This window comes from Burkholderia sp. BCC1996 (assembly GCF_905339955.1).
In the GTDB taxonomy this organism is placed as follows: Bacteria; Pseudomonadota; Gammaproteobacteria; order Burkholderiales; family Burkholderiaceae; genus Burkholderia.
On the sequence record NZ_CAJPHM010000008.1, the window covers coordinates 203943 to 215072 of the forward strand.

An 11130-nucleotide genomic window follows, 5' to 3' on the forward strand; every position below is an offset into this window, starting at 1 on the left:
TCATCGATATCCGTTCACTCGACTACGCCATCCCGTCATGCGCCTGCTCGGAATCGACCTCGGCACCGGCTCCGTCAAACTCGTCACGCTCGATGCCGATGGCGTCGAGCGCGCGGTCGCGAGCGAACCCTATGCGTTGTCGTCGCCGCAGCCCGGCTGGGCCGAAATCGCGCCCGACGTCTGGAGGCAGGCGCTCGTGCGGGCCGCCGCGCGGCTGCCGGCCGGCGAGCGCGCGCAGGTCGCCGCGATCGGCTTCTCCGGCCAGATGCACGGCGTCGTGCTGATCGACGCGGCCGGGCAGCCGGTGCGGCCCGCGCTGTTGTGGCCCGATACGCGCGCGGTGCGCGAAGCGGACGCGGCGGATTGGCCCGCCGCCGGTTTGCCCGTCGCACCGAATCCCGTCGCGCCCGGCATGGCGGGCCCGCTGTTGCGCTGGCTGGCCGCACACGAACCGCAGGCGCTGCGGGCCGCACGCTGGGCCGTGCAGCCGAAGGACTGGCTGCGCGTCGCGCTGGGCGGCGAGGTCGTGGCCGATCCGAGCGACGCGTGCGCGACCGCGCTCGCGACGCCGGACGGCGCATGGGATACGGCGCTGATCGAGTCGCTGGGCTTGCCGGCCGACCGGTTCGCGCCGGTGCGGGCGTCGGGCGCGCGCTGCGGCGTGCTCGACGCAAAGGCCGCGGCGGCACTCGGGCTGCCGGCCGGCGTGCCGCTGGCGACGGGGGCGGCCGATACCGCGTGCGCGGCGCTCGGCAGCGGGCTCGTCGCGGCCGGCGACGCGCTGCTGACCACCGGCAGCGGCGGCCAGATCGTCGTGCTCGCGGATGCGCTGCCGCCCGCGCGGCGCGGGCTGCACCGCTATCGCGCGGCAGCCGGCGACGGTTATTACACGATGGCCGCGATGCAGAATGTCGGGCTCGCGCTCGAAGCCGTGCGCGGCTGGCTCGGCTATCCGGGCTGGGCGGATGCGTACGACGACGCGTTCGCGCAGCCGGCGTCCGAGCGGCTGTGCTTCCTGCCGTACCTGACGGGCGAGCGCTCGCCGTGGATGAATCCCGATGCGCGCGGCGGCTGGCTCGGGCTCGGGCTCGGCGACACGCGCGGCGCGATGATGCGCGCCGCATTCGAAGGTGTCGCGTTCGCGCTGCGCGCGGGGCTCGATGCGATCCGCGCTGCGAACCCGGCCGATCCGGTGACGACGCTGCGCCTCGCCGGCGGCGGCTCGGTCGATCCGCGCTGGCGCCAGTTGCTCGCGGATGCGCTCGGCGCGTCGCTGGACGCGGTCGATTGCCCGAACGCCGCGACGCGCGGTGCCGCGCTGCTCGCCGGCGTCGCGATCGGACACTGGCGCGACGACGCGCTGCGCACGCTGGCGCCGGCTGCGTCACCCGTCGCCGCGCCGCGCGACGATCGCGCGCTGGCCGCCCGTCATGCGCGTTTCATCGATCTGTATGCGCGAGCGGATGCGTGGTTCACGAGCGGCGTTTAAACTCGGGCACTTGTCCTGGATTGTCCTGTTGCGACAGCGGTGACGCCTCGCGGCAAGCCGACGGCCGTTTCCCGCGCGCGACGGGCAGCGGGATCGGAGATCATGCCGGACACGATACGGCTTCGCCGTGTCGCGCGGCACGGCGCGACCTGATCACACATGCGCTGCCGCGCGAGATGCTCGACGACGGCGTCGACCCGATGAAGAAGGGCGAATCGATTCGCCCGATCGTGCTGTATTGAACGGAAGGGAACCCCATGCTCGAACTCGTTTCTTCGCATGCTTGCCACGGTGGCGAGCAACGCTTTTATCGCCACGATTCGAAGGCGATCGGCCTGCCGATGAAGTTCTCGGTGTACCTGCCGCCGCAGGCGGCGCACGGCCGCGTGCCGGCGCTGTTCTATCTCGCGGGGCTCACCTGCACCGAGGAGACGTTCGCGATCAAGGGCGGCGCGCAGCAGTACGCGGCACAGCACGGCCTCGCGCTCGTGATGCCCGATACGAGCCCGCGCGGCGCGGGTGTGGCGGGCGAGTCGGAGGCGTGGGATTTCGGCGTCGGCGCGGGTTTCTATGTCGACGCGACGCAAGCGCCGTGGTCGACGCACTACCGGATGGAGTCGTACGTGACGGGCGAGCTGCGCGAACTCGTCGCGGCCGAGCTGCCGATCGACGGCGCGCGGCTCGGGATCTTCGGCCACTCGATGGGCGGGCACGGCGCGCTGACGCTCGCGCTGCGTCACCCCGACCTGTACCGGTCGGTGTCGGCGTTCGCGCCGATCGCCGCGCCGACGCGCTGCCCGTGGGGCGAGAAGGCGTTCTCGGGTTATCTGGGCGACGATCGCGAAGCGTGGAAACAGCACGACGCAAGCGAGCTCGTCGCGCGTGCGGATGCGCCGAAGTTCGCGGACGGCATTCTCGTCGACCAGGGCCTCGCCGACCAGTTCCTCGCGAACCAGCTGAACCCCGACGTGTTCGAAGCCGCGTGCGCGAAGGCCGGCCAGCCGCTGACGCTGCGCCGACATGCGGGCTACGACCACGGTTACTACTTCATCTCGACGTTCATCGCCGATCACGTCGCGCATCATGCGCGGGTGCTGGCACGTTAGTGCGATAAACCAGCCGCGCCACCCTCCATCAGCGAGTGGCGTGGCGCTTCCGCTTTCGCAGCATGCGCAAGGCGAGCCAGGTCAGCGGTATCACGACCGCAAGCGCTATCAGCAAATGCACGACGATGACGAGATCATCGCCCGACTCGCCGTCCCAGAACCCGGGAACATGCGTGACGAGCCAAGCCCACGCGCGCTCGGATATCGGCAGTGCGAACGACTCGTGAGTGAGGCACAGCCGTGCAAGCGACACGGATGCCACGAGTACCCACGCGGTCACCGCGGCTCGGTACGCGACTCGCTTCATTCGACGGTAATCGTGCCGTACGCGCGCACGGAGGAGCCGGGGATCGGAACCGGCTTCTGCGCGATCAGCAAGTTTCTCAGTCGCGCGTAATCGATCGTCGATTCGATGGTCACGCATCCCCTGCTGATTCCGTGCACGCCTTTGGGGTGCGTGCGACATGCGCGGCGCCCTGTCGAGCGCCCGCCGAACGTCATGTGCGTCGCCGCAACAGGCTCGCCCCATACACGAGCGCGGACAGCGCGGTGATCCAGAAACTCGTCGGCCAGTCGGTGTGATACGCAAGCGCGATCCCGGCCCACGCTTCGAACAGCGCGAACAGCGCGGCGAGCAGCACGCCGGTCGACAGCCGCGTCGACACGTTCTGCGCGGCTGCGGCCGGCCCGACCAGCAGCGTGAACACGAGCAGCACGCCGACGATCTGCGTCGCCGCGGCCACCGCGAGCGCGCACACCGCGAGGAACAGCATCGACACCGTGCGCAGCGACACGCCCTTGGCTTCGGCCAGCTCGGGCTGCAGCGACGCGAACAGCAGCGGCCGCGCGATCAGCGCGAGCGCGACGAGGCTCACCGCGCCGATGCCGGCCAGCACCGCGAGCGTATCGTGGCTGACCGCGAGCACGTTGCCGAACAGCAGCGCGGTGACCTGCGTCGCGAACGACGTGTAGAAATGCAGGAACAGCAGCCCGAAGCCGAGCGCGCCAGACAGGATTACGCCGATCGCGACGTCGCGGCCCGCGAGCCGTTCGCCGAGCGCGCCCATCCCGATCCCGGCCGCGAGCGTGAAGCCGACCATCCCCCAGATCGGCGAGATGCCGAGCAGCACCGCGCCGGTCGCGCCGGTGAAGCCGACGTGCGACAGCGCGTGGCCGGCGAAGGTTTGTCCGCGCAGCACCAGGAAGTAGCCGACGATGCCCGCGAGCACCGCGACGATCCCCGACGCGGCGAACGCGTTGATCATGAAGTCGTATTCAAACATCGTGCGAATGCCCGGGATGAGCGTGTCCGTGGTGGTGGTGACCGTGATCGTGACCGCCGCCGCCGTGGGAGTGGCCGTCGTCCTCGTGTTCGTGATCGTGCTTCTCGATTTCGACGTCGCCCGACATCACGAAGATCCTGCCGTTCACGCGCATCACGTCGATCGGCGAGCCGTACAGGCGCGACAGCACGGGTTTCGTGATCACCTCGTCGACGGTGCCGAGCGCCGCGACGCCGTTGCCGAGATACAGCACGCGGTCGAGCGCGTTCAGCAGCGGATTCAGTTCGTGCGCGGAAAACAGCACGGTGATGCCGAGCTCGCGCTGGACGTTGCGCACGAGTTCGACGACGCCGCGCTGGTGGTTCGGGTCGAGGCTGATCAGCGGCTCGTCGAGCAGCAGCAGCTTCGGGCTGCCGAGCAGGCACTGCGCGAGCAGCAGGCGCTGCCGCTCGCCGCCCGACAGTTCCGACAGCGGCCGGCGCGCAAGCGTCGGGCCGCCGACGAGGTCGAGCACGCGGTCGACGTCGCGCCGCGTCGCAGCGTTCGTGTGCGGCAGCCCCCAGCGGTGGCCGTCGGCGGCCATCGCGACGAAGTCGTAGCCGCGCATCCGGCGATTCGCGAGGCCGCTTCTGATCTGCGGCATGTAGCCGATCGACGCGTTGCCGCGCACGACCGGCACGCCGCCGACCGACAGCGTGCCGCCCGTGACGGGCACGAGGCCGAGCACCGCGCGCATCAGCGTCGTCTTGCCCGCGCCGTTCGGCCCGAGCACGCCGACGAATTCGCCGGGTTCGATCGAGAAGCTCACGTCGCGCAGGATCGTGCGTCCGCCCAGTTCGAGCGTGACGCGATCGAGTGCGAGTGCGTGGGGAGTGGCGGTCATGTCGTAGCGTGAATCATTTCTTGCTGGCGGAAAGCGCGGCCGCGAGCGCGTCGAGCTGGCCGGCCATCCATTGCTGGAAGGTCTTGCCGGCCGGCTGCGTCTCGGTGACGCTGACGCTCGGCACGCCGCCGTCGCGCGCGACCTTCAGCAGGCGCTTGGTCATCGGCGCTTCGGCCTGGCTGTTGTAGATCAGCACGCGCACCTGCTTCTTGCGCAGGTCGTTCTCGAACGCGGCGACGTCCTGCGCGCTGGCTTCGGTGTCGTTCATCGTCGCGAGCTGGAAGCGCTGGTTGCGCATGTCGAGGCCGATCGCATCCGACATGTAGCCGAACACCGGCTCGGTGGCCGTCACCGGCACGCCCTTGTACTGCGCGCGCAGCGCGGCGACCTTGTCGTCGATCGGCTTCAGCGATGCGACGAACTTCTGCAGGTTCGCGTCGTAGTCGGCCTTGTTCGCCGGGTCGGCCCGGCCGAGCTCGGCCGCGATCGCGCGCGCCGCGGCCGGCATGGTTGCCGGGTCGTACCACAGGTGCGGGTTGTCGCCGGCCTTCTTGCCGACGAGATCCGCGACGACGATCGTCGCGCGCTTCGCCTGCTTCGATGCGGACAGCAGCTTGGCCATCCACGGGTCGTAGTTCGCCCCGTTGTAGATCACGACCTGCGCGTGCTGCAGCGCGCGCGCGGTCTTCGGGCTCGCTTCGAACAGGTGCGGATCCTGGTCGGGACTGCTGAGGATGCTGGTTACCGCGACATGGCGGCCGCCGATCTGCGACGCGACGTCGCCATAGAAATTCTCGGCGGCGACCACGTTGACAGTCGCGGCCTGCGCGAACGCGGGCGCCGCGATCGACAGCGCGGCAGCAGCGGCGGCCAGCAGGCGGGCAAGCGGCAGGGCGCGCCGCGGCGCGCGCTTCAGGGCAATGGACATGAAACTCCTCGTTGGAAGGGGCGGCGGGTGCGCCGCGCGGTGCGGTGTCAGCGTTGCGCGGGCTTGCCCTTGCAGTGCCCGCACAGGCCGTTCAGCTCGACGACCTGGTGGTGGACTTCGAACCCGTGCGCGGGCTCGCTCGCGGACAACTGTTTCGCGAGGTCGCTGCCCGGGATCTCGACGGTCTCGCCGCACGAGTCGCAGATCAGGAACTGGCCTTCGTGCGGCACGCCGATCTCGCAGCACGCGAAGAATGCGTTCTTCGATTCGATCCGGTGGATGAAGCCGTGCTCGACGAGGAAATCCAGCGCGCGATAGACGGTCGTGGGCGGCACGCGGCCGCGTTGCGGCTCGAGCTCGGCGAGCAGGTCGTACGCGCCGATCGGGCGCTGCGCGGCCAGCACGCGTTCGTAGACCTGGCGGCGCAGCGGCGTCCACGCGAGCCCGTGCTCGGCGGCGAATGCGTCGGCCCGGGACAGCCGGGCGTCGATGGGCGATGAGGTGGCCATGGCGTGAAGCAGGCAATGAAACGAAGTATCGCGATGATATAACGTATCTCCATGCCGTGCAGCCCGAATTCCTGCCGATGCACGCGCTCCGTCCCCTTCAGCGCCGTTTCAGCCGCGCCGCACCCAGCCCGCCGCGCCTTGCCGGGCGCGGGTCGCCGGCCGGCGCACGGCGCGGCCGTGCCGCAGCGCATCATCGAAAGCCGCCGTGTCGCCTTGACAGCATGAATCGCGTATCCGATCATTCGATCAACAACAGAGCAATTGATCGGCCGGCGAGCGTTCGCTCACCTCGCGGCCTTCGTGCAGCAGAACGAACCGGAGACAACCAGTGAGACTGGCAGACAAGGTCGCGATCCTGACGGGCGCGGCAAGCGGCATCGGCGAAGCGGTCGCGCAACGCTATCTGGACGAGGGCGCGCGCTGCGTGCTGGTCGACGTGAAGCCGCCGAGCGGCTCGCTCGCGCGGCTGATCGAGCAAAATCCCGGCCGGGCGGTGGCCGTTACCGCGGACGTCACGCGCCGCGACGACATCGCGCGCATCGTCGCGACCGCGGTCGAGCGCTTCGGCGGCGTCGACATCCTGTTCAACAACGCGGCGCTGTTCGACATGCGCCCGCTCCTCGACGAATCCTGGGACGTGTTCGACCGGCTGTTCGCGGTCAACGTGAAAGGGCTGTTCTTCCTGATGCAGGCGGTCGCGCAGCGGATGGTCGAGCAGGGCCGCGGCGGCAAGATCGTCAACATGTCGTCGCAGGCGGGGCGTCGCGGCGAGGCACTCGTTTCGCACTACTGCGCGACCAAGGCCGCGGTGATCAGCTATACGCAGTCGGCCGCGCTCGCGCTCGCACCGCACCGGATCAACGTGAACGGCATCGCGCCGGGCGTGGTCGACACGCCGATGTGGGAGCAGGTCGATGCGCTGTTCGCGCGCTACGAGAACCGGCCGCTCGGTGAGAAGAAGCGGCTCGTCGGCGTTGCCGTGCCGCTCGGCCGGATGGGCGTGCCGGGCGACCTCACGGGCGCCGCGCTGTTCCTCGCGTCGGCCGACGCCGACTACATCACCGCCCAGACGCTGAACGTCGACGGCGGCAACTGGATGAGCTGAAGTGGCGCCGCTCGCACGCTTACCCCTGGCGTTCGTGCCGCGCGCGGCCGCCGCCGCACGAGGACACGCATGATGGCGGAGATCGTGGTCGCCGGCGAACTGCTGGCCGAATTCGTCGCCGCCGAGCGCGGCCAGGGCTTCGACGTGCCGGGCCTGTTCGCGGGCCCGTTCCCGAGCGGCGCGCCGGCGATCTTCGCCGACCAGGCCGCGCGGCTCGGCGTGCGCGTCGCGTATGCGGGCTGCGTCGGCCGCGACGCGTTCGGCGACGCGATCGTCGCGCGGCTCGAGCGCGATGGCGTCGACGTCGCGCGCATCCGTCGCGTCGCACGTCCGACCGGCACCGCGTTCGTCGCGTATCGCGACGACGGTTCGCGCAGCTTCGTGTTCAGCCTGTCGACCAGCGCGGCCGCGTGCGTCGACGCATCCGACGTCGACACCGCGATGTTCGACGGCTGCCGCTACTTTCACGTGATGGGCTCGTCGCTGACGAGCGAATCGGCGATCGCGGCGGTCCAGCGCGGCGTGATCGAGGCGGCGCGCGCCGGCGCGAAGGTGTCGTTCGACCCGAACGTGCGGCCCGAGATGCTGAGCTTCCGCCCGATGCGCGCGGCGCTCGACACGCTGCTCGCCGCGTGTCACCTGTTCCTGCCGAGCGAGGCCGACCTGCCGTTCTTCTGCGGGCCGCAGCCGGCCGAGCGCGCGATCGCCGGGCTGCTCGCGACGCATCCGCTGCTCGAACGCGTCGTGCTCAAGCGCGGCGCGGCCGGCAGCGTCGCGTTCGACCGTGCGAGCCGCGTCGACGCGCCGGCTTATCCCGTCGACGAACGCGATCCGACCGGCGCCGGCGACTGCTTCGGCGGCACGCTGGTCGCGAGTCTCGTCGCCGGCCTGCCGATCGACGTCGCATTGCGCCGCGCGAACGCGGCCGGCGCGATCGCGGTCACGCGGCGCGGCCCGATGGAGGGCAACAGCAGCGCGGCCGAGATCGACCGCTTCCTGACCGAACGAGGTGTCGCATGCCCGGCCTGACTTCCACTGCCGAACGCCCGCGCAGCGCGCACGCCGGCGCCGTGCTGCGGATGATCTTCGACGCGAACCGCGCGCAGGCGCAGCGCGGCATCTATTCGGTCTGCAGCGCGCACCGGCTCGTGCTGGAGGCCGCGTGCGAGGCCGCGCGCGCGGACGGCTCGCCGCTCCTGATCGAGGCGACCTGCAACCAGGTGAACCATCTCGGCGGCTATACGGGCATGACGCCCGCCGATTTCCGGCGCGACGTCGATGCGATCGCGCAGCGCTGCGGGCTCGCGCCGTCGGCGCTGGTGCTCGGCGGCGACCATCTGGGACCGAACCCGTGGCGGCACCGCCGCGCGGCCGACGCGATGCGCGAAGCGGCGGCGATGGTCGCCGCGTATGTCGAAGCCGGGTTCGAGAAGATCCACCTCGATGCGAGCATGGCGTGTGCGGACGATCCGGCGCGGCTCGACGACCGGACGATCGCCGCGCGCGCGGCCGGGCTCTGCCGCGCGGCCGAAGACGCGGCGGCGCGCACCGGCGTCGCGCCCGTCTACGTGATCGGCACCGAGGTGCCGACGCCGGGCGGCGAAGTGGCCGGCGACGCAGCCGGCGATGCGATCGCGCGGATCGCGGTCACGCGCAGCGACAGCATCGCGGCGACGCTCGACGCGCATCGCAGCGCATTCGCGGCGGCCGGGCTCGACGACGCATGGACGCGCGTGGTCGCGATCGTCGCGCAACCGGGCGTCGATTTCGACGATCGCCACGTGCTCGACTACGACAGCGCGAGGGCCGCATCGCTCGGTGCAAGCATCCTGCGCACGCCGCGCCTCGTGTTCGAAGCGCATTCGACCGACTACCAGACCGAAGGCGCGCTCGCCGCGCTCGTGCGCGACCACTTCGCGGTGCTGAAGGTCGGCCCCGCGCTGACCTTCGCGCTGCGCGAGGCGCTGTTCGCGCTCACCTTCATCGAGGACGCGCTGATCGGCGACGGCGCGCAGCGCTCGCGGTTGCGCGACGTGGTCGACGCCGCGATGCGCGCGCAGCCCGAGCACTGGGCGCCGTACTACCGCGGCGACGAGACCGAGCAGCGGCTCGCGCGCCAGTTCAGCTACAGCGACCGGATCCGCTACTACTGGCTGCAGCCGGCCGTCGCGGCGGCGGTCGAGCAGTTGTTCGACAACCTCGCGCGGCAGCCGGTGCCCGAAACGCTCGTCGCGCAGTGGCTGCCGGACGTGTACGCGGCGTGCCGCGCGGGCGGCCTCGCGAAGGAGCCGCGCGCCTGGGTGCGCCACCGGATACGCGACGTGATCGCGCACTATGCGCGCGCGTGCGGGATGCAGCGGCCGGCGTGACGGGCCGCGAAGGGAGTGCAGCAACGCGACACACGCAATACGCAATACGCAATACGCAACACCGACGACAGTTCGAACAATCACAGGAGACATGCCATGCAACGAAAGATGCTCGATGCCGCCGCACGCTGCTTCGCCGGGGCCGCGCTCGCGACGGCCGCGTGCGCGGCGTCCGCCGGCACGCTGACGATCGCGACGCTGAACAACCCGGACATGATCGAGTTGAAGAAGCTGTCGCCGGCGTTCGAGAAGGCGAACCCTGACATCAAGCTGAACTGGGTGATCCTCGAGGAGAACGTGCTGCGCCAGCGCGCGACCACCGACATCACGACCGGCAGCGGCCAGTTCGACGTGATGGCGATCGGCACCTACGAGACGCCGCAGTGGGGCAAGCGCGGCTGGCTCGCGCCGATCACGGGGCTGCCCGCCGACTACGACCTGAACGACATCGTGAAGACCGCGCGCGACAGCCTGTCGTACAACGGCCAGCTGTATGCGCTGCCGTTCTACGTCGAGAGCTCGATGACGTTCTACCGCAAGGACCTGTTCGCGGCGAAGGGGCTCAAGATGCCCGACCAGCCGACCTACGACCAGATCGCCGAGTTCGCGGACAAGCTCACCGACAAGGCGAAGGGCACCTACGGGATCTGCTTGCGCGGCAAGGCCGGGTGGGGCGAGAACATGGCGTACGTGTCGACGGTCGTGAACACGTTCGGCGGGCGCTGGTTCGACGAGAACTGGAACGCGCAGCTCACGTCGCCGGAATGGAAGAAGGCGATCGGCTTCTACGTGAACCTGCTGAAGAAAGACGGCCCGCCGGGGGCGAGCTCGAACGGCTTCAACGAAAACCTGACCCTGACCGCGTCGGGCAAGTGCGCGATGTGGATCGACGCGACGGTCGCGGCCGGGATGCTCTATAACAAACAGCAGTCGCAGGTCGCCGACAAGATCGGCTTCGCCGCCGCGCCGGTCGCCGCCACGCCGAAGGGCTCGCACTGGCTGTGGGCGTGGGCGCTGGCCGTGCCGAAGACGTCGAAGCAGCAGGACGCCGCGCGTAAGTTCATCGCGTGGGCGACGTCGAAGCAGTACATCGAGATGGCCGGCAAGGACGAAGGCTGGGCGTCGGTGCCGCCGGGCACCCGCACGTCGACCTACCAGCGCGCCGAGTACAAGGCCGCCGCGCCGTTCTCGGACTTCGTGCTGAAGGCGATCGAGACGGCCGACCCGAACGATCCGTCGCTGAAGAAGGTGCCGTACACGGGTGTGCAGTACGTCGGGATTCCTGAATTCCAGTCGTTCGGCACGGTGGTCGGACAGGCGATCGCGGGTGCGGTGGCCGGCCAGATGACGGTCGACCAGGCGCTCGCCGCCGGGCAGGCGGCGGCCGACCGCGCGGTCCGGCAGGCCGGCTACAAGAAGTAACGCGGCTGGCATCGTGCGCGCCGCCGCGCACGGTGC

Annotated in this window: 12 protein-coding genes; 6 read left to right on the forward strand and 6 right to left on the reverse strand. The window is 70.3% G+C overall.

The window, feature by feature from the left end; genetic code table 11:
* Positions 1-37 precede the first annotated feature (37 nt).
* Together U4Z64_RS14400 and fghA are read left to right on the forward strand one after the other, a co-directional pair.
* Positions 38-1489 (forward strand): xylulokinase, encoded by a 1452-nt coding sequence (locus U4Z64_RS14400; RefSeq protein WP_321820297.1) that lies wholly within the window; start codon positions 38-40, stop codon positions 1487-1489.
* 257 nt (positions 1490-1746) lie between these two features.
* The gene (fghA, locus tag U4Z64_RS14405) at positions 1747-2595 is read left to right on the forward strand and encodes an S-formylglutathione hydrolase (protein WP_321820298.1); all 849 of its coding nucleotides are present in this window, start codon (positions 1747-1749) and stop codon (positions 2593-2595) included.
* Positions 2596-2623: 28 nt separating this feature from the next.
* On the opposite strand, the gene U4Z64_RS14410 is transcribed toward fghA, so the two are convergent.
* From U4Z64_RS14410 to U4Z64_RS14435, 6 genes are read right to left on the reverse strand one after another with little or no spacing between them, the layout of a single operon-like run.
* Positions 2624-2902, reverse strand: a complete 279-nt coding sequence (locus U4Z64_RS14410; RefSeq protein ID WP_321820299.1) for a hypothetical protein — start codon at positions 2900-2902, stop codon at positions 2624-2626.
* Positions 2899-3096, reverse strand: a complete 198-nt coding sequence (locus U4Z64_RS14415) for a tlde1 domain-containing protein (protein WP_321820300.1) — start codon at positions 3094-3096, stop codon at positions 2899-2901. The genes U4Z64_RS14410 and U4Z64_RS14415 overlap by 4 nt, the downstream gene beginning before the upstream one ends.
* Positions 3093-3878: a metal ABC transporter permease gene (locus tag U4Z64_RS14420; protein WP_044844479.1), complete on the reverse strand. Its 786-nt coding sequence runs from the start codon at positions 3876-3878 to the stop codon at positions 3093-3095. Before U4Z64_RS14420 ends, U4Z64_RS14415 begins: the two co-directional genes overlap by 4 nt.
* On the reverse strand, positions 3871-4761 hold the full coding sequence (locus U4Z64_RS14425; RefSeq protein WP_321820301.1) for an ABC transporter ATP-binding protein: 891 nt from the start codon (positions 4759-4761) through the stop codon (positions 3871-3873). Before U4Z64_RS14425 ends, U4Z64_RS14420 begins: the two co-directional genes overlap by 8 nt.
* Before the next feature lie 13 nt (positions 4762-4774).
* Entirely contained in the window at positions 4775-5689 is a 915-nt protein-coding gene (locus tag U4Z64_RS14430; RefSeq protein ID WP_044844477.1) for a metal ABC transporter solute-binding protein, Zn/Mn family, read from the reverse strand.
* Between the two features lie 47 nt (positions 5690-5736).
* Positions 5737-6198, reverse strand: a complete 462-nt coding sequence (locus U4Z64_RS14435) for a Fur family transcriptional regulator (protein ID WP_014896195.1) — start codon at positions 6196-6198, stop codon at positions 5737-5739.
* 328 nt (positions 6199-6526) lie between these two features.
* Between U4Z64_RS14435 and U4Z64_RS14440 the strand changes: the two genes are divergently transcribed.
* The 4 genes from U4Z64_RS14440 (at position 6527) to U4Z64_RS14455 (ending at position 11094) form a co-directional block, all read left to right on the forward strand.
* Positions 6527-7303 (forward strand): L-iditol 2-dehydrogenase, encoded by a 777-nt coding sequence (locus U4Z64_RS14440; RefSeq protein WP_124486942.1) that lies wholly within the window; start codon positions 6527-6529, stop codon positions 7301-7303.
* Between the two features lie 72 nt (positions 7304-7375).
* Positions 7376-8332 carry a sugar kinase gene (locus U4Z64_RS14445; protein WP_321820342.1) on the forward strand — a complete coding sequence of 319 codons (957 nt, stop codon included), beginning with the start codon at positions 7376-7378 and terminating at the stop codon, positions 8330-8332.
* Positions 8320-9672 (forward strand): D-tagatose-bisphosphate aldolase, class II, non-catalytic subunit, encoded by a 1353-nt coding sequence (locus tag U4Z64_RS14450; RefSeq protein ID WP_321820302.1) that lies wholly within the window; start codon positions 8320-8322, stop codon positions 9670-9672. Before U4Z64_RS14445 ends, U4Z64_RS14450 begins: the two co-directional genes overlap by 13 nt.
* A 96-nt stretch (positions 9673-9768) precedes the next feature.
* Positions 9769-11094 carry a sugar ABC transporter substrate-binding protein gene (locus tag U4Z64_RS14455; RefSeq protein WP_321820303.1) on the forward strand — a complete coding sequence of 442 codons (1326 nt, stop codon included), beginning with the start codon at positions 9769-9771 and terminating at the stop codon, positions 11092-11094.
* Positions 11095-11130 lie beyond the last annotated feature (36 nt).